This window comes from Shinella sp. M27, from assembly GCF_049199905.1.
In the GTDB taxonomy this organism is placed as follows: domain Bacteria; phylum Pseudomonadota; class Alphaproteobacteria; order Rhizobiales; family Rhizobiaceae; genus Shinella.
In genome coordinates this window covers 123,608-140,655 of record NZ_JBLZPK010000059.1, presented here as the reverse complement: position 1 = coordinate 140,655, position 17,048 = coordinate 123,608, and the positions used below count along the sequence as shown (strand labels likewise).

Sequence of the window (17,048 nt, the reverse complement as noted above, 5' to 3'; positions counted from 1 at the left end):
CCCCGACGAAAGGCTTTATTAACCCTAACAATGTGTAATTCGCCGCACGAGACCAATGGAATCGGTCGGGGAGTGTATTGTGGCGGAGCGTCCTGAAAACCGCATCTTCGGAAAGCGCGCTGAGCAGCATGTCGTGATCCTGGCAAGCGGCGACAAAATCCGTCATATGACGATCCGTCCCTGGATGGCGGCCGCCACCTTCTGCGTTGCCGGCATGTTCACCGTCGGCTACCTCGCCGCAACGTCTTATCTCGTGCTGCGCGACGACCTGATCGGCGCCACGATGGCGCGCCAGGCGCGCATGCAGCACGATTACGAAGACCGTATCTCCGCCCTTCGCGCCCAGGTCGACCGTGTCACCAGCCGCCAGCTTCTCGACCAGCAGGTCGTCGAGGAAAAGGTCGAGAAGCTGATGCAGCAACAATTGGCGCTGTCCGAGCGGCACGGCAAGCTCGATGCCCTGCTCAACCGCGCCGAAACCGGCGGCGTTTCCGCCGACGTGCCGCTATCCGATGAGAAACCTGTCACGGACGGCCGCCGCGCAGATGCTACAGGCGCAATCGATGCCATCATGGGCTCGACCGGCGGCGCATCACAAAAATCGGCCTCGCTTGCCTATGCGGCGACGAGCGAATCGGTCGCCGATCGGGCGGACCGCCTGTTCTCCAAGGTCACGCTCTCCCTCAAGGACCTGGAGCACGAGCAGATCGGCCGCATCCAGTCGCTGACCGCAGGCGCCTCCGAGACGGCAAACGCGATCCAGACGATCCTGCGGCGCAGCGGCTTCGACGTCGCGGAAACGGCCGAAACCGACACAGAGACCGGCATCGGCGGCCCGTTCGTCGAGCCGGAAACCTTCACCGACCCCTTCGAAGCATCGATCAACGACCTCGATGACGCGCTGGATCGCCTCGACAGCGCCCGCCGCACGGCGCGCAAGCTGCCCTTCGGCAACCCCTCGCCCGGTGCTGGCATCACCAGCCGTTTCGGCAACCGCACCGACCCGTTTCTCGGTCGCCTGGCGCTGCATGCCGGTATCGATTTTCGCGTCGGCACGGGCACAGAGGTGCACTCGACCGCTGCTGGCACCGTCGTCGTCGCCGGCCGCAACGGCGGTTATGGCAACATGGTCGAGATCGATCATGGCAACGGCCTGACAACCCGCTACGCCCATCTTTCGCGCGTCCTCGTCAAGGTCGGCGATCATATCGAGGCCGCCGACGCGGTCGGCCTCTCGGGCACGACGGGCCGCTCCACCGGCCCGCACCTGCATTACGAGGTCCGCCGCGACGGCAAGGCGATCGACCCCATGCGCTTCCTGACGGCGGGCATGAAACTGACCACCTATATGGATTGACGGAACGCAAGCTGACGCCCCGTCGGAAGCCGAAAGCGACGGCCAGAGGCTTCAAATTGCTTGCGGATTTACCAAATTCGCTGATTTCCTTGACTTTCCGGCGCTTTGGGCCTAAGTGCGCTGCATCCTAGCGGCGATGTGCCCGCTGCAACCCATTGCGTTCGTAAGAACCGGAACGGAAACCTTTTTCCTTTGACCACTTTTGCTGATCTTGGCCTGAGCCAGAAAGTCCTGTCCGCCGTTACAGATTCGGGCTACACCATCCCGACCCCGATCCAGGCTGGCGCCATTCCGCCGGCGCTTTCGCGGCGCGACATTCTCGGCATCGCCCAGACGGGCACCGGCAAGACTGCCTCCTTCGTTCTTCCGATGCTGACGCTGCTCGAAAAGGGCCGCGCCCGCGCCCGCATGCCGCGCACGCTGATCCTCGAGCCCACGCGCGAACTCGCCGCACAGGTCGCGGAAAACTTCGAAAAGTACGGCAAGAATCACAAGCTCAACGTTGCCCTCCTCATCGGCGGCGTCTCCTTCGACGAACAGGACCGCAAGCTGGAGCGCGGCGCAGATGTTCTCATCTGCACCCCCGGCCGCCTGCTCGACCATTGCGAGCGCGGCAAGCTCCTGATGACCGGCGTCGAGATCCTCGTGATCGACGAGGCCGACCGCATGCTCGACATGGGCTTCATCCCCGATATCGAGCGCATCGCCAAGCTCATCCCGTTCACCCGCCAGACGCTGTTTTTCTCGGCCACCATGCCGCCGGAAATCCAGAAGCTTGCGGACAAGTTCCTGCAGAACCCGGAACGCGTCGAAGTATCGGCCCGCTCCTCCACTGCCACGACCGTGACGCAACGCCTCGTTGCCACCCACGGGAAGGATTACGAGAAGCGCGCCGCGCTGCGCGACCTCATCCGTGCACAGGAAGACCTCAAGAACGCGATCATCTTCTGCAACCGCAAGGTCGATGTCGCGGATCTCTTCCGCTCGCTCGACCGCCACGGCTTCTCCGTCGGCGCGCTGCATGGCGACATGGACCAGCGCTCGCGTACGACGATGCTGGCCAATTTCAAGGAAAACAAGCTCACGCTTCTCGTGGCCTCCGACGTCGCTGCCCGCGGCCTGGATATCCCCGATGTGAGCCATGTTTTCAATTTCGACGTCCCGATCCACGCCGAGGACTATGTCCACCGCATTGGCCGCACCGGCCGTGCCGGCCGCTCGGGCGCCGCCTTCACCCTCGTCTCCAAGCGCGACGGAAAGTTCGTCGATGCCATCGAAAAGCTGATCGACCAGAAGATCGATTGGCTGAGCGGTGGCATCGAGGACCTGCCCCCGGCCGCCGAGAGCGAGGAGCGCGAACGGCCCCGCAACGGGCGCGATCGCGGTGGTCGTGACCGCGACCGTGATCGTTCCCGTGGACGCAGCAAGGGCGAAGCCCGCGTTCCGGAACCCCGTATCGAGACCGTCGAGATTGAAGAGAAGGTGGAAGAAGTCGTGAAAGCTGAACGCAAGGCGGAAGGGCGGCCGCAGAACAATCCCGCTCGCAACCCGCGGGCCGCAAACCATGCCGCCCCGCGCCCGGCCAACGACGACAGCCGTGACCGCCGCAACCGCTACCGCCGCGACGACGACGATGGTCCGACGCCGCTCGGCTTCGGCGACGACGTTCCGGCCTTCATGCTGATCGCCGGCAAGGCCTGATCTGAGCGAATGCCAATACCGGGTATCGATGCGCCAGGCCTCGGATGTGGCCTGGCCATTTTGCGTGAGGGCAAGCTGCTGCTCTACCGGCGTCTGCGCGCACCGGAGGCCGGCACGTGGAACATCGTCGGCGGCAAGGTCGACCATATGGAACGGGCAGTGGAAGCGGCACGCCGCGAGGCCGAGGAAGAATCCGGCCTCGCCATCGGCACCATCGATTTTCTCTGCCTTTCCGAACAGATCATCGCCGAGGAGCGCCAGCACTGGCTGTCGCTCATCTATGTCTGCGAGGATTTTTCCGGTGAGGCGCGCATCGTGGAGCCGGAGAAGCTGCCGGAATTCGGGTGGTTCCCGCTCGACGCCCTGCCCGCGCCGCTGTCACGCTTTGCGGCCGATGCCGTGGCGGCGTTGCGCGCCCGCGAGGCTTAGAACCTCGCGGTTGCGCCGAAGATGAAGGTGCGGCCGCGGCCGTTCCGGATGCCGTTGTAATTATCCATGAGGCCGGAATTCGCCTTCATGTAATCCTTGTTGAAGACGTTCTCGATGTTGACGAACACTTTTGCGTTCTCGTTGATCTGCCAGGAGGCGTTGGCGTCGAACAGCGTGTAGCTCGGCAGGTTGTAGGCCATGGCCTCGTTGATATAGGCCTGCTTGCTCTTGCCGGTGTAGCGCATGCGCCCACCGACCGTCAGCGCTTCGTCGAAGAAGCGCATGCCGACATCGAGCGTGGCGAAATCATCCGGCAGCTTGCCGACATCGCCGACGCCGGCGGCAACGCCTTCCGGCTGGGCGGTATCGGCAATCGTCACCGAGAAGCCGGCGAAATAGCGGCCGGCATCATAGCCGCCCTCAATCTCTACGCCCTTCATGATCGTTGTTCCCTCGACATTGACCCAGCGCATCGTGCCGTCGGTGTCGAGGTCGAAGGTGATGTAGTCGCGGATGCGGTTGTGGAAATAACCGACCTTCAGCCAGCCCTCGTCACCGCTCTCAAAGAGGTCGCTGCCCTTGAGATTGACGCCGAGATCCACGCCGCGGCTCTTCTCCGGCAGCAGGTTCGGATTGTTGTTGATCGGATCGGAGGATCCGTCGAAGCTGTGACCACCGGGATAGAAGACTTCGGACGCCGTCGGCGGACGCGAAGTATGGGCGTACGTTATGTAAGGCTGTAGCCAGTCGAACGGACGCGCGGAAATGGTAACCTTCGGATTGAGATCACTGCCCGAGCGGGACAGCGTGTCGATCGGGCACGGCTCCCCTCCTGCCGGGCAACCGTTGCTTCCCGGTGCGTGGTAGCCGGTGATGCCGTCGAGCGACCAGTAATCGTAGCGCAGCCCGCCGGTCACGTCGAAGATGCCGCGGCTGATCGTGGCTTCGGCGAAGGTGCCCGCCTTGACCAGCGTGCCGTCAGGATTTGCACCGCGCTTGGCATTGCCTTCGTATCGATCGCGGCTGTAGGCGGCGCCGTAGTAGAGTTTTAGCTCCGTCTCGTCATTGAGATCGAAACGCATCCGGTTGGAAATGTCGAAACCGGTCGTCGTGTTGGTGCCCTTGCGGCCGTCGAATGAACTGACATTGCCGTTGGTGCCGTCGAATTCCATGTCCGTGATGTTGAGATAGGCATTGGCGTGGAGATCGAAGAGATCGTCGCCGGGCGTATAGGAATATTTCGCCGTGTAGGTCTGGTTGTTGATGACCCAGTTGTAGCCGGAGGTGCCGGGCAGGAACTCGTTGCCGTACCAGATGCCGCCGAGTTGCAGTTTATGATCGGAATTCGGTGCAAGGTTCACCTTGAAGAGGCCCGACTTCGGATGCTGATCGCCGCCGAAGGGGTAGATGATACCCGCGCCGTTCTCAAAAGGGCTCTTCTTGGTATCGCTGAGGGCGCCGACGACGCTCATCTCGCCCTCACCCAGGTCCGTGCGGGCAGCCCCCGCCAGGAGCCGGGAATAGTCGAAGCCGTTGGTACCGGCACGCACGCTCGACATCACGCCGACATCCTTGCCCGAAAGCAGCACGTCATCGACATCGAGCGTGCGGAAATTGGCGGCGCCAGCCAGCGTGCCCATGCCCTCGGCGCCGGAAACCGCACCGCGCGTGACATCGACGCCGACGAGCATGTTCTGCTCGACATAGAGGAGATTGTCGAAGGTGCCGCCGTGGCCGGACAGGTTGCTGAAGGTCTGCGGCACGCCGTCGATCATGCTGTTGACGCGACCCATGCCCTGCATGCCGCGGATATTGACGGTGATGCCCGGCTGGTCGGCCGGCTCGCGGGTGAACGTGCCCGGCGTCGAGCGCAGCACCTGGGTCGCGTCGCCGGCGTAACGCTCCTGCACCTTGATGCGATCCGACTTGGAAACGGCTGCCGGGATATCGACGATGCTGTCACCGTTGCTGTCACCGTTGCTGTCGCCTTCGACATTCACAGCCTGAAGCTCCGTCGCTGCCGCGTCCTGCGCCCGGGCCGGTGCGGCAAGAGCCAGAAGCGCAAGCGCCATGGCCGAGCCTGCCAGAAGCGTCGACGCGTGAAAACGATTATATTGCATGGGAACCTCATCGGACTTCACGCCGCGCGCAGGCACGCGGAACCGTCCGGTAATGGACAACATGATAAATAAAGTCAAGTTTGATCGCGGAGAATTCCCGGCTCTATTTGGCCCTCAACGCCGCCTCATAGGCGCGCCGCACCCACACCGCCATCTCATCCGGATCGTCGAAAGCGGCTTCTGGAACGGACCAGTAGGGCATCTTCACCGGCTTGCCGCTCTGCTTGCCGTCATAGGCCCATTGCCGGCTGCCGGCAGCCTCGAAATCTGGCGCGCTGCGGGCGTCCGCCTTGAGCAGGATTTCGCCCTGCACCTCCAGCGCGAGGATGCGCCCTTCGTGATAGATCCCCTTGCCGCCGAACATGCGCTTGATCGTGACCGGCCCCAGCGCCTGGAACATTTCCTCGATCCCGTCCCGATCCATGCCCTACCCTTTCAGAACGCCGCCCGCGGCAAGCACCGCCTCCGGCGTATCGACATCGACATGCGCCGCTTCACCGATCTCGACATCCACGATATCGAGGCCGGCGCTTTCGACGATATGCCGTGCCCCGACATCGCCTTCAAGCTGGAGGATCGCCGAAAATGTCGCGCGTGGCAGGATGACGGGATTGCCGCGCTTGCCGCCCGAGACCGCGCGCACCACGGCCTGGCCGCCAGACGCCGCAAAAGCGTCCAGCAGCAGGCGCACATCCGCACCCGTGACATGCGGCATGTCGGCAAGCATGACCGAGACGCCATCGCAGCCAGGCCCGAGCGCCGAAACGCCCGCCCTGAGCGAGGTCGACATGCCCTGCGCGTGATCGGGATTGCGGATGAGATCGACCTTGAGCCCGGCCAGTTCCGCCTCGATCTCCTCCGCCCGGTGCCCCGTCACGACGAGCACCCGTGCCGGCCCCGCGGCAAGCGCCGCCTCCACCGAACGCCGCACCAGCGCCTGGCCATCGAAGGCGGCGAGCAGCTTGTGGCTGCCGTTCATGCGGCTTGCGCGACCGGCCGCCAGCACCAGCGCGGCGATGGACAGCGGCCGCTCCGGCGCGCGCAGATCGCGTGGCAGCGGCCGGCTCGGGATTTCCGTCAACAAGCCGCCGACACCCATGCCGGTAATCTCCTCTGATCCGGGATTTTCACCGGCAAAGATGCGGGCGAGAACCCAGTCGAAACCGTTTTCCTTGGGACTGCGCGCGCAGCCCGGCGCTCCGATAACCGGCACCGCGCCGATGCGGCCGAGAACCAGCAGGTTGCCCGGATCGACCGGCATGCCGACATGCTCGACCACCCCGCCCGCCGCGCGGATGGCGGCGGGAATGACATCGTTAACATCCGTCACCGCGGACGCGCCGAAGACGAGGACGAGATCGTTGCCCTGCGCTGAGTCTGTGATGGCCGTCGCCAGCTCCGGCGCCCGATGCGGCACGCGCACCTCATGCGTTAGCCGGCTACCGGAGGCTTGCAGCCGCTGCTCGACGAGCCGGCGCGTCTTGTCCATGACGGACACCTTAAGCGTCGGCAAAATCGTGGCGACGAGCCCGACTCGATAGGACGCGAAAGGTTTGACCTCCAGTGCCCGGCTCGACGCCATGACCCCAGCCGCCTTGCGCACCAGACTGTCGGATACGGCGAGCGGAATGATCTTGATCGTCGCCACCATGTCGCCGGCATTCACGCTCGCATGGTCCGGCAAGGTGGCGATGGTGATTGCCGGGTCCACCCGGTTGAAACGATCGATCGCCGCCCGATCGGCAACGAAAAGGCCGTTCACCTTGGCATGCAGGTTGATGCGCCCCGTCGCGGATGGTGTGAACCGCAGATGATCAGGCAGAATGGCCGCCGCGATCAGCGATGCCGCCTCGTCCTCACCGATATCGTCTGGCTCCAGCCGCACGGCAATGACGGTTGCGACACCCTCGGCGGAAAGGGCTGCGCGATCCTCCGCCGTCACCACATGCCCCTTGTGCAGCGACAGGCTGGCCGTGCGCACGCCATGCGCCAACCGCGCACCGACCGCATCGGCAATCGGGATTTCGCCAAAGATCATGGCGCGGCACCGCGCAGGGACCGGCGGCGCAGATGCGCGACGATATCGGCAAGAATTGCCACGGCGATTTCGGCAGGGCTTGCCGCGCCGATGTCGAGACCGATGGGCGCAGAGATCTTGGCGATGGCAGCCTCGCTGTGCCCAAGCGCCGACAGGCGCTCTATGCGCTTGGCATGGGTTTTTCGGCTGCCGAGCGCGCCGACATAAAAACAGCCCGTCCTCAGCGCCTGCGCTAGCGGAAAATCGTCGATTTTCGGATCATGCGTCACAGCAACGAGCGCCGTATAGGCATCGAGCGGCCGCGTCTTCAGCGCATCCTCCGGCCAGTCCGCGACGAGGTCGATGCCGGCAAAACGTTCTTCCGTGGCGAAAGCGGTGCGCGGATCGATGATCGTGACGTCGAAGCCGGCGATCTCGGCCATTCTCGCCAGCGCCTGGCTGATATGCACCGCGCCGATGATGACGATGCGGGCGGGCGGCAGATGGACGTTGAGGAAGAATTGTCGCTCCTCCGCCTCGACCAGCCCGGATTTACCGGAACGGAAAGCACCGGCAATCGCCTCGCCGAGCGGTCCGGCCACCGGGTCGCCCTCACGGATCACCCGGTCGCGCCCGTCGCCGAGATCGGTGAGGTGAAGAACGGCGCGGCGGGCGGCGCGCTCCGTGTTGAGCTTGCGCAGGAGAAACGGATCCATCAGCCGACACGCTCCACATAAACGCGGATGCGCCCGCCGCAGGACAGGCCGACGCGCCACGCCGTTTCGTCAGCCACGCCGAATTCCAGGATACGCGGCTCGCCGTCGGTAATCACCTCCATCGCCTCGCCGATGACGGCGCCTTCCACGCAGCCGCCGGAAACGGAGCCATGGAAATTGCCCTCGCCATCAATGACGAGATGGCTGCCGACCGGGCGCGGCGCCGAGCCCCATGTCTCCACGACGGTGGCGAGCGCCACCATGCGCCCGTCATCCATCCAGCGTTCGGCAATGGTCAGCGGGTCGAGCGTTTCGTTTGCGTCCATCCTGTCCTCCTCATGCGCCCGGCAGAAACCGCCGGGGATCGCCGGCACCGCGCGGCGCGGCACCGGACAGCGCCGCCACCAGATCGGCCATGGCGTCCAGATTGTGCACCGGCCGAAGCTCGTCGACATGCGGCAGCATGGCCCGCACCCCCCGCGCGCGCGCCTCGAACCCCTCGAAACGCAGCAGCGGATTGAGCCAGACCAGCCGTCGGCAGGAGCGGTGCAGCCGGTCCATCTCCTTTTCGAGCAGATCGATGCCGTCACGTTCCAGCCCATCTGTGATGAGCAGAACCACGGCGCCCTGCCCCAGCACGCGTCGCGACCAGAGCTGGTTGAATTCCTTCAGCGTTTCGCCGATGCGCGTGCCACCCGACCAGTCGCTGACCGTCTGGCTGCAGGCCTCTACCGCAACATCGGGATCGCGATTGCGCATTGGGCGCGTGACATTCGTCAACCGCGTGCCGAACAGGAAGGCATGCACGCGTCGCCGGCTTTCGCCGAGCGCATGCAGGAAATGCAGGAAGATGCGGGTGTACTGACTCATCGATCCCGAGATATCGGCAAGCACGACGAGCGGCGGATGCACCGTCTTGTGCTCCCGGTGGCGCGGCAGGATGAGGGCGCCGCCGGTGCGCATGGCATGACGCATCGTAGCGCGTGCATCCACGGCGACCGGCCGGGTCGACGGGCGGAAACGGCGCGTACGCACCGCATCCATCGGCAGGACGAGGCGGGAGATGGCCCGTTTGGCGGCGGCAAGCTCGGTGGCGGACATCTGGGCGAAATCGGTGCGGCGCAGCACCTCGCTGCCCGAGGCGGTCAGGCGCGAATCGATCTCGATATCCGGCTCGTCGCGCTGGCGCTTCTCGTTTTCACGCCCGCCGAACAGCGCGTCGGAAACGCGCGTTTCGCCCGCCTTGCGCTTTTCCCGCTTCTCGTGCCGCGTCACGACCGGCGACATCAGCGCGATCATCTTTCCCACGAGATCGCGCGAACGCCAGAACAGGCGGAACGCCTCGTCGAAAACGGCATCGTCCTCACGGCGCTTGACGAGCGTCGCATGCAGCGCCGTGTAGAATTCCTCCCGCTCGCCGATGCCGATCGCCTGCACCGCCTCGATAGCATCGGTCACGGCCGCGGGGCCAAGCCGCAGCCCGGCCTTGCGCAGCACACGCGCGAAAAACACGATATTGTCGGCGAGACGGCCGTCCGCGGTGGTGCCTAGAACCTGGTTTTCTGCCCTTGCCGCCATCACTCAGCCCGTCGCCGCCAGCCCGGCCTTGACGTCATCGAGCAGCTTGCGCCCCTCGGCACCGTCGATACGCGCAATGTCGTCCTGATACTTGAGCAGCGTGCCGAGCGTATCCGACACGGTTTCGGGATCGAGCGCCACGCGGTCGAGTTCGGTCAGCGCCGTCGCCCAGTCGATGGTTTCGGCGACACCGGGATTCTTGAAAAGGTCGAGCGCACGCAGTCTCTGCACATAGGCAACGACTTGGCCGGACAGGGTTTCATCGCAGCCGGGCACCTTGCGGCGGATGATCTCCAGCTCCTGCGCGGCCTCAGGATAATCCACCCAATGGTAGAGACAGCGCCGCTTCAGGGCATCATGCACCTCGCGGGTGCGGTTCGTCGTGATAATGACGATGGGTGGCTCGGCGGCGCGGATCGTGCCGAGTTCCGGCACCGTCACCTGGAAATCGGAGAGCACTTCCAGGAGGAAGGCCTCGAAAGCCTCGTCGGTGCGGTCCAACTCGTCGATCAGGAAGATCGGCGCCCGGCCGTCCGGCGAGGACAGCGCCTGCAAGACCGGGCGGCGGATGAGGTAGCGCTCGGAAAAGATATCGGCCTCGATGCGGCCGCGATCCGTGGTGCCGGCGGCTTCCGCAAGCCGGATTTCCAGCATCTGCGCGGGATAGTTCCACTCATAGACGGCCGAGGAAATATCGAGGCCTTCATAGCACTGAAGGCGGATCAGCGGCCGGTCGAGGGCTGCCGACAGCACCTTGGCGATCTCCGTCTTGCCGACGCCGGCCTCGCCCTCGAGAAAGAGCGGCCGCTTCATGCGCAGGGATAGAAACAGCACCGTCGCGAGCGCGCGCCCGGCCAGATAGTTTCCCGAGGCCAGCATCTCGACGGTTTCGTCGATCGATTGCGGGATGTGTCCAGGCTGATAGGGCACGCAACTCCTCCATTCCGGAGGAGGAGACTATAGCGTGTGGTAGCCCCGGTCCATATAGACAAGCGCCGGTTTGTGCTCGCCGAAGGTGACGCCCTTCACCTCGCCGATCAGCATCATGTGGGTCGCCATGACCTTGAGCTCGATCAGCCGGCAATCGAAGGAGGCAAGCGTGCCTTTCAGCACCGGCGCGCCCGTCACCAGCTCCTCCCATTCGCCCATCGCAAAACGCTCTTCGGCGGACAGCGCGGGATCGCGGCCGGAAAAGGCATTGGCGAGGTGCATCTGGTCGGCGGCGAGCGTGTTGAGCGCGAAATTGCCGCTTTTCGAGAAGATCGCGTTCTTCGGGTTGGAGGCGTTGACGCAGGCGAGAACCATGGCCGGATTGTCCGAGATCGAGCAGGCGGCCGTGATGGTCACGCCGCGTTTCTCACCCTCGTGGGCCGTCGTTACGATCTGCACATGGCCGGCATAGCGGCTCATCGCATCGCGGTAGAGCGACGCATCCAGCATCAATCTGTCCAACACGGCGTTCTCCTTCATCGTCAGTGATACATGGCGAAAGTGAAGAAAAATGTAAGCCCCGATGTCGAATTTTCCTGTCTTGTCAGAGACAAGCGGTCGATAGCGTCCATATTTCCCTTTGACCTTAAAGGTCCCGACCGTACAAAGGGCATCATCGCGACCGATGGATTGAGAATGAAGACCGTTTTCCTTGCGAGCCTTTTCGGCAGCGCCCTTCTCGCCGTTTCACCCGCGCTCGCCGCGGGCCTCACCTTCGCGGTCGTCGCACCCGATGCGGGGCCGCTCGCCATTCTCGGCCAGCAGGTGCGCGATGGTGCCCGCGTCGCGGCAGAGGCCAACGGCGATACGATCGTTGAGATTCCCGAAGGCTGCGACGAGAAGGATGACGACGGCATCGCCAAGGCGATCCTATCCGCCAATGCCGTCGCGGCTGTCGGCTTCCTATGCACAGAGGGCCTTTCCGCAGCGCTTCCCGCGCTTGCGGAGGCGAAGGTGCCGGCCATCACGCTCTCCGTGCGCTCGGGCATCCTCATGGAAGACGCGCTGAAGAAGAAATGGCCGCTCTTTCGGCTTGCCCCTGGCCCCAAGGCGGAAGCAGACAAGGCGGTTGAGGTCATCACGCGCGACTGGAAATCCGAGCCCTTCGCACTGATCGACGACGGCACGATCCATGCCCGTGAGATCGTCGAGGCCATCCGCCTGCGGCTGGAAGAGGTGGGCATGAAGGCGGCCTTCGTCGATACCTACCGCCCGGCACAGGAGCAGCAGCTCACGCTGGTGCGCCGGCTTGCTAAGACCGGCGTCACCCATGTCTTCGTCGGCGGCGACCGGACGGATGTGGCGGTCATCGCCCGCGACGCGGCGGCGGAGAAGGCACCGCTCGCCTTGCTGGGCGGCGAAGCGTTGCTCGGCGCCGATCCGACCGTGCCGATGACGGACGGCGTCGAGGCCATCGCGCTGCCGGATTATCAATCCCTGCCGGCAGGCGAACCGGTGGCCAAGGCCATGCTGGCACGGGATATCGTCGCCGAAGGCTATGTGCTGCCGGCCCATGCCGCCGTGACGGCGCTTGCGGCTGCGGCGACCGAGGGCGGCGATCTCACCGAAAAGCTCGCGGCCGGACGGTTCGATACCGCGATCGGTCCCCTCGCCTTCGGCACGGACCATGAACTGAGCGCCAATCCCTATCAATTGCTCGTCTGGAAGGACGGGGCCTTCGTCCCGGCCGGCACGACGCCCGAAAGCGAATGACGATGCGGCCGGGCACAAAAAACCTCATCACTGATGTCGCGGGTCTCAAAGTCGGCAATGCAACGGACCATGCCCTGAAATCCGGCGTGACCGTCGTGTTCTGCGAAGAGCCGGCGACGGCTGCCGTTCAGGTGCTCGGCGGGGCACCAGGCACGCGGGAGACCGATCTCCTGGAACCACACAACACCGTGCAGACGGTGGACGCCCTCGTGCTGTCAGGCGGCTCGGCCTTCGGGCTCGATGCGGCGACGGGCGTGCAGGCGCGACTGCGCGAAATGGGACGCGGCTTTGCCGTCGGCCCGCATCGCGTGCCCATCGTTCCCGCCGCCATCCTGTTCGACCTGATGAACGGCGGCGACAAGGATTGGGGACGCTATCCGCCCTATCGCGAACTCGGTTATGCCGCACTCAAAAATGCAGACACCGATTTCGAGACCGGCAGCACCGGCGCCGGCACCGGCGCGCTGACGGCCACCTTCAAAGGTGGCCTCGGTTCGGCATCCACTGTGCTCGCGGAAGGTTTCACCATCGGCGCGCTCGTGGCGGTCAATGCGCTCGGCTCCGCGACGGTTGGCGGAACCAGGCATTTCTGGGCGTCCCCCTTCGAGGAAGAGGGCGAATTCGGTGGCCTCGGCCTCCCCACACCCTTCCCGTCCGAAGCTCGCCTTCCGCGCACAAAGCTTTCCGCCCGACCTACGGCCATGGAAAACACCACCATCGCCGTCATCGCCACCGATGCCGTGCTGAGCAAAGCGGAGGCGAAACGCCTTGCCATCGCCGCCCATGACGGCTTCGCCCGCGCGCTCTGGCCGGCGCATACGCCGCTCGATGGCGACCTTGTCTTCGCGCTCGCCACCGGCAAGAGCGGCCGCACGCCGGCACCGGAGGATTTCATCGCGCTCTGCGCCGCCGCCGCCTCCACCATGGCGCGCGCCATCGCCCGCGGCGTGCACGATGCGACGCCGATGGACGGGGATGTGCTGCCGAGCTGGGCGGCGCGGTGAATTCGGCCGTTGTTCCCCCCTGCCGGGAATGCTATGGCGACGGCAAAATTCCTGCCCACGGAGCCTGACATGACCCTTCCCATGCGGATCGCCCCTTCCATTCTCGCCGCCGACTACGCCAAGCTCGGCCAGGAAGTGCGCGACGTCGTCGCTGCCGGCGCGGACTGGATCCATCTCGACATCATGGACGGTCATTTCGTGCCGAACATTTCCTTCGGTCCTGACGTCATCAAGTCGCTGCGTCCGCATACCGACGCCTTCTTCGACTGCCACCTGATGATCTCGCCGGCCGATCCCTATCTCGAAGCCTTCGCCAAGGCCGGTTGCGACGGCATTACCGTGCATGCCGAGGCCGGCCCGCATCTCGACCGCTCGCTGCAGGCAATCCGCGCGCTCGGCAAGCGCGCCGGCGTGGCGATCAACCCGGCCACATCGGAAAGCGTGCTCGACTATCTGCTCGACAAGATCGACCTCATCCTCGTCATGACCGTCAATCCGGGCTTCGGCGGCCAGAAGTTCATTCCGGCCATGCAGGAAAAGCTGCGACGCGTGCGCAAAATGGTTGGCGACCGGCCGATCGAGATCCAGGTCGACGGCGGCATCGCCGTGGATACGATCGCCCTGCCGGCCGCATCCGGTGCAAACGTCTTCGTCGCCGGCTCCGCCATCTTCTCGGGCGGTCATGTTGACGCCTATCGCAAAACCATCGACACTCTGCGCAGCAATGCGGAGGTTGCGCGGGCGTGACGATGGTGCGGAAAGCGGCGGCTATCCTGCTCGGTTCCCTGCTGACGGCGGCCACCGCCTCGGCCGGCGATTTCGCGAGCTTCCAGCCGCTCGGCTTTTCGCCGGACGGAAAGGTTTTTGCCTTCGAGGAATTCGGCGTACAGGACGGTTCCGGCTTTCCCTATTCCACCGTCTATTTCATCGATACGGAGAAGGACGCCTATCTCAAGGGCACACCTGTCCGCGTGCGCATCGATGATGAAACGGCCAGTCTCGGCAAGGCGCGGGCGGAAGGCCGCGACAAGGCGAAGACGCTGATTGCCGAACACAAGGTGCTAGACAATCCCGGCGTTCTCGCCGCCTTCAACCCAATGGGCGAGGTCGGCGCGGATCGCAATCGCATCGAATACCTGTCCTATGCCGTCGAGCCGACGCCGGGCGGCAGCTATGCGCTGGCGCTCGACGACATCCCGCTGCCGATCTCGGAAAACTGTGATGGTATCACGCCCGACGGCGGCAAGGGCTTTCGCCTGAAGCTCGTCAAGCGCGATGGCCAAGCGGCCGATGCGGTGTTGCATGAGGACACGCGCGTGCCCGAAAGCCGCGCCTGCCCGATCTCCTACCAGATCTCGGGCGCCATGACCTTTCATCCGCTGGCCGCCGAACCGGTCCATGTGGCGCTGGTGCTCGTCCGCAGCTTCGGCTTCGAGGGTGCCGACGGCCGCTGGATCGCCGTACCCTTCCGGCCCTGACATGGGCGCACCCGCATCCGGGCCCCCCTTTGGCGACGCACGCGTCCCCATCTTTCCCTCACTTGCGCTCTGTCTCGGCGGCGCTTTAGCCTGGGGCCTGCTGATGGTGGCCTGCGCCTTCCTTTCCCTGCATATGGAAGGCCGCGACGCGAATTTTCATCTCGAAAAGCTGCTTCTCATCTATTTCACGGGCGGGTTTTGCGCCTGGGTGATCGCCCTGCCGCTCGCCCGGCTTCTGACGCGCCGGCGCGGCACCGAGACACGCTTCGCCGCCCATTTCGCCCTGCTCAGCCTCGGCACGGTCGCCCTGACGGCGTTCTTCTTCGCCATGGACTACCGGCTGTTCTATGCGCGCTGGCACCAGCCCTTCGGCACGCGTGTCTGGGCTTTCCAGTTCGTTTTCACGTCGGCCGGCGCCGTCTACCAGTTCCTCGTCATGGGTCTACGGCTCTATCTGCCGGTCGGCCTGCCGATCCTCGTCGGTGCCAGCCTGTGGCTCGCGCGTGCCATGCCTCTTTCCCGGCATTGACCGCACCGGCGTTGAGCTTGCCGGCCATCTTTGCTAAAGCGGCGGCAATTCCCACCCTCCCAAGGAAAGTCTAGAACCGATGATCCCTCGCTATTCCCGACCGGACATGGTCGCCATCTGGTCGCCCGAAACGAAGTTCCGCATCTGGTTCGAAATCGAAGCCTATGCCTGCGATGCGCTGGCGGAACTCGGCGTCATCCCGAAATCGGCGGCCGAGACGATCTGGGAAAAGGGTGGCAAGGCAGAATTCGACGTCGCCCGCATCGACGAGATCGAGGCCGTCACCAAGCATGACGTCATCGCCTTCCTGACGCACCTTTCGGAATTCGTCGGCCCCGACAGCCGCTTCGTGCACCAGGGCATGACCTCCTCGGACGTGCTCGACACGACCTTCAACATCCAGCTGGTGCGCGCCGCCGATATCCTGCTTGCCGGCGTCGACCGTGTGCTGGCCGCGCTGAAGGCCCGCGCCTTCGAGCACAAGGACACGATCCGCATCGGCCGCAGCCACGGCATTCATGCCGAACCGACGACGATGGGCCTGACGCTTGCCCGCTTCTATGCCGAGATGGACCGCAACCGCGCCCGCCTCGTCGCCGCGCGTGCGGAAATCGCAACCGGCGCGATCTCGGGTGCCGTCGGCACCTTCGCCAACATCGATCCCTACGTCGAAGAGCATGTCTGCGCCAAGCTCGGCCTGACGCCCGAGCCCGTCTCCACGCAGGTCATCCCGCGTGACCGTCACGCAATGTTCTTCGCCACGCTCGGCGTGATCGCCTCGTCGATCGAGAATGTCGCGATCGAAATCCGCCACATGCAGCGCACGGAAGTGCTGGAAGCCGAAGAGTTCTTCTCGCCGGGCCAGAAGGGTTCTTCCGCCATGCCGCACAAGCGCAACCCGGTGCTCACGGAAAACCTGACGGGTCTCGCCCGCCTCGTGCGCATGGCCGTGACGCCCGCCATGGAAAACGTCGCACTCTGGCACGAGCGCGACATTTCGCATTCCAGCGTCGAGCGTGGCATCGGCCCGGACACGACGATCACGCTCGACTTCGCGCTGAACCGCCTTGCCGGCGTCATCGAAAAGCTGGTGATCTATCCGGAGAACATGCTGAAGAACCTCAACAAGTTCCGCGGTCTCGTTCACTCGCAGCGCGTCCTGCTGGCGCTCACCCAGGCCGGCGTTTCGCGCGAGGATTCCTATCGCCTCGTGCAGCGCAATGCGATGAAGGTCTGGGAAAAGGGCGCGGACTTCCTCGAGGAACTGCTCGCCGACGCCGAAGTGCGTGCCGCCCTCACCGAGGAACAGATCCGCGAAAAGTTCGATCTCGGCTACCACACCAAGCACGTCGATACGATCTTCCGCCGCGTCTTCGGCACGGTCTGATCGACCTTTGACAGCAGCGATGGCGCCAG

17 protein-coding genes are annotated in these 17,048 nt (G+C 64.6%); 9 read left to right on the top strand and 8 right to left on the bottom strand.

Translation table 11 applies throughout. The annotated features are described in order from the left end of the window. The first annotated feature begins 79 nt into the window (after positions 1 to 79). The 3 genes from ACOZK4_RS21580 to ACOZK4_RS21570 all read left to right on the top strand — a co-directional run bounded on the left by ACOZK4_RS21580 (position 80) and on the right by ACOZK4_RS21570 (position 3,487). Positions 80 to 1,357 carry a M23 family metallopeptidase gene (locus ACOZK4_RS21580; RefSeq protein ID WP_421593711.1) on the top strand — a complete coding sequence of 426 codons (1,278 nt, stop codon included), beginning with the start codon at positions 80 to 82 and terminating at the stop codon, positions 1,355 to 1,357. A 192-nt stretch (positions 1,358 to 1,549) separates the two neighbouring features. Then, the gene (locus tag ACOZK4_RS21575; RefSeq protein ID WP_421593710.1) at positions 1,550 to 3,058 is read left to right on the top strand and encodes a DEAD/DEAH box helicase; all 1,509 of its coding nucleotides are present in this window, start codon (positions 1,550 to 1,552) and stop codon (positions 3,056 to 3,058) included. A 9-nt stretch (positions 3,059 to 3,067) separates the two neighbouring features. Further along, positions 3,068 to 3,487, top strand: a complete 420-nt coding sequence (locus ACOZK4_RS21570; protein WP_421593709.1) for an NUDIX domain-containing protein — start codon at positions 3,068 to 3,070, stop codon at positions 3,485 to 3,487. On the opposite strand, the gene ACOZK4_RS21565 is transcribed toward ACOZK4_RS21570, so the two are convergent. The 8 genes from ACOZK4_RS21565 to ACOZK4_RS21530 form a co-directional block, all read right to left on the bottom strand. Continuing rightward, positions 3,484 to 5,607 carry a TonB-dependent receptor domain-containing protein gene (locus tag ACOZK4_RS21565; RefSeq protein WP_421593708.1) on the bottom strand — a complete coding sequence of 708 codons (2,124 nt, stop codon included), beginning with the start codon at positions 5,605 to 5,607 and terminating at the stop codon, positions 3,484 to 3,486. The two genes, ACOZK4_RS21570 and ACOZK4_RS21565, sit on opposite strands and share 4 nt — an antisense overlap. 103 nt (positions 5,608 to 5,710) lie before the next feature. Further along, complete coding sequence (locus tag ACOZK4_RS21560; RefSeq protein ID WP_257948346.1) at positions 5,711 to 6,031, bottom strand: TfoX/Sxy family protein; 321 nt, start codon at positions 6,029 to 6,031, stop codon at positions 5,711 to 5,713. Between the two features lie 3 nt (positions 6,032 to 6,034). Beyond that, complete coding sequence (locus tag ACOZK4_RS21555; RefSeq protein ID WP_421593707.1) at positions 6,035 to 7,645, bottom strand: NTP transferase domain-containing protein; 1,611 nt, start codon at positions 7,643 to 7,645, stop codon at positions 6,035 to 6,037. Further along, a complete protein-coding gene (locus ACOZK4_RS21550) occupies positions 7,642 to 8,340 on the bottom strand; it encodes an XdhC family protein (RefSeq protein ID WP_421593706.1) in 699 nt (232 codons plus the stop codon). The genes ACOZK4_RS21555 and ACOZK4_RS21550 overlap by 4 nt, the downstream gene beginning before the upstream one ends. Further along, entirely contained in the window at positions 8,340 to 8,666 is a 327-nt protein-coding gene (locus tag ACOZK4_RS21545) for an XdhC family protein (protein ID WP_421593705.1), read from the bottom strand. The genes ACOZK4_RS21550 and ACOZK4_RS21545 overlap by 1 nt, the downstream gene beginning before the upstream one ends. A 10-nt stretch (positions 8,667 to 8,676) precedes the next feature. After that, the gene (locus ACOZK4_RS21540; RefSeq protein ID WP_421593704.1) at positions 8,677 to 9,918 is read right to left on the bottom strand and encodes a vWA domain-containing protein; all 1,242 of its coding nucleotides are present in this window, start codon (positions 9,916 to 9,918) and stop codon (positions 8,677 to 8,679) included. Positions 9,919 to 9,921: 3 nt separating this feature from the next. Continuing rightward, positions 9,922 to 10,797 (bottom strand): AAA family ATPase, encoded by an 876-nt coding sequence (locus ACOZK4_RS21535; protein ID WP_421593799.1) that lies wholly within the window; start codon positions 10,795 to 10,797, stop codon positions 9,922 to 9,924. 78 nt (positions 10,798 to 10,875) lie between these two features. Then, on the bottom strand, positions 10,876 to 11,388 hold the full coding sequence (locus ACOZK4_RS21530; protein ID WP_409530381.1) for a flavin reductase family protein: 513 nt from the start codon (positions 11,386 to 11,388) through the stop codon (positions 10,876 to 10,878). A 156-nt stretch (positions 11,389 to 11,544) separates the two neighbouring features. On the opposite strand from ACOZK4_RS21530, the gene ACOZK4_RS21525 reads away from it, so the two are divergent. From ACOZK4_RS21525 to purB, 6 genes are all read left to right on the top strand, one after another. Further along, complete coding sequence (locus ACOZK4_RS21525; protein ID WP_421593702.1) at positions 11,545 to 12,621, top strand: ABC transporter substrate-binding protein; 1,077 nt, start codon at positions 11,545 to 11,547, stop codon at positions 12,619 to 12,621. A gap of 2 nt (positions 12,622 to 12,623) precedes the next feature. Beyond that, the gene (locus ACOZK4_RS21520) at positions 12,624 to 13,625 is read left to right on the top strand and encodes a P1 family peptidase (protein WP_421593797.1); all 1,002 of its coding nucleotides are present in this window, start codon (positions 12,624 to 12,626) and stop codon (positions 13,623 to 13,625) included. Between the two features lie 69 nt (positions 13,626 to 13,694). Then, entirely contained in the window at positions 13,695 to 14,372 is a 678-nt protein-coding gene (gene rpe / locus ACOZK4_RS21515; protein ID WP_421593701.1) for a ribulose-phosphate 3-epimerase, read from the top strand. 2 nt (positions 14,373 to 14,374) lie between these two features. Beyond that, positions 14,375 to 15,103: a DUF2259 domain-containing protein gene (locus tag ACOZK4_RS21510; RefSeq protein ID WP_421593796.1), complete on the top strand. Its 729-nt coding sequence runs from the start codon at positions 14,375 to 14,377 to the stop codon at positions 15,101 to 15,103. A gap of 103 nt (positions 15,104 to 15,206) precedes the next feature. After that, the gene (locus ACOZK4_RS21505) at positions 15,207 to 15,632 is read left to right on the top strand and encodes a hypothetical protein (protein WP_421593700.1); all 426 of its coding nucleotides are present in this window, start codon (positions 15,207 to 15,209) and stop codon (positions 15,630 to 15,632) included. Between the two features lie 79 nt (positions 15,633 to 15,711). Beyond that, positions 15,712 to 17,019: an adenylosuccinate lyase gene (purB, locus tag ACOZK4_RS21500; protein ID WP_313528760.1), complete on the top strand. Its 1,308-nt coding sequence runs from the start codon at positions 15,712 to 15,714 to the stop codon at positions 17,017 to 17,019. Positions 17,020 to 17,048 lie beyond the last annotated feature (29 nt).

Bases quoted from the DNA above. Each gene is read 5' to 3' on its own strand.
- ACOZK4_RS21570 (WP_421593709.1), top strand. From the start codon at position 3,068: ATGCCAATACCGGGTATCGATGCGCCAGGCCTCGGATGTGGCCTGGCC.
- ACOZK4_RS21565 (WP_421593708.1), bottom strand. From the start codon at position 5,607: ATGCAATATAATCGTTTTCACGCGTCGACGCTTCTGGCAGGCTCGGCC.
- ACOZK4_RS21560 (WP_257948346.1), bottom strand. From the start codon at position 6,031: ATGGATCGGGACGGGATCGAGGAAATGTTCCAGGCGCTGGGGCCGGTC.
- ACOZK4_RS21555 (WP_421593707.1), bottom strand. From the start codon at position 7,645: ATGATCTTTGGCGAAATCCCGATTGCCGATGCGGTCGGTGCGCGGTTG.
- ACOZK4_RS21550 (WP_421593706.1), bottom strand. From the start codon at position 8,340: ATGGATCCGTTTCTCCTGCGCAAGCTCAACACGGAGCGCGCCGCCCGC.
- ACOZK4_RS21545 (WP_421593705.1), bottom strand. From the start codon at position 8,666: ATGGACGCAAACGAAACGCTCGACCCGCTGACCATTGCCGAACGCTGG.
- ACOZK4_RS21540 (WP_421593704.1), bottom strand. From the start codon at position 9,918: ATGGCGGCAAGGGCAGAAAACCAGGTTCTAGGCACCACCGCGGACGGC.
- ACOZK4_RS21535 (WP_421593799.1), bottom strand. From the start codon at position 10,797: ATGCTGGCCTCGGGAAACTATCTGGCCGGGCGCGCGCTCGCGACGGTG.
- ACOZK4_RS21530 (WP_409530381.1), bottom strand. From the start codon at position 11,388: ATGAAGGAGAACGCCGTGTTGGACAGATTGATGCTGGATGCGTCGCTC.
- ACOZK4_RS21525 (WP_421593702.1), top strand. From the start codon at position 11,545: ATGAAGACCGTTTTCCTTGCGAGCCTTTTCGGCAGCGCCCTTCTCGCC.
- ACOZK4_RS21520 (WP_421593797.1), top strand. From the start codon at position 12,624: ATGCGGCCGGGCACAAAAAACCTCATCACTGATGTCGCGGGTCTCAAA.
- rpe (WP_421593701.1), top strand. From the start codon at position 13,695: ATGACCCTTCCCATGCGGATCGCCCCTTCCATTCTCGCCGCCGACTAC.
- ACOZK4_RS21510 (WP_421593796.1), top strand. From the start codon at position 14,375: ATGGTGCGGAAAGCGGCGGCTATCCTGCTCGGTTCCCTGCTGACGGCG.
- ACOZK4_RS21505 (WP_421593700.1), top strand. From the start codon at position 15,207: ATGGTGGCCTGCGCCTTCCTTTCCCTGCATATGGAAGGCCGCGACGCG.
- purB (WP_313528760.1), top strand. From the start codon at position 15,712: ATGATCCCTCGCTATTCCCGACCGGACATGGTCGCCATCTGGTCGCCC.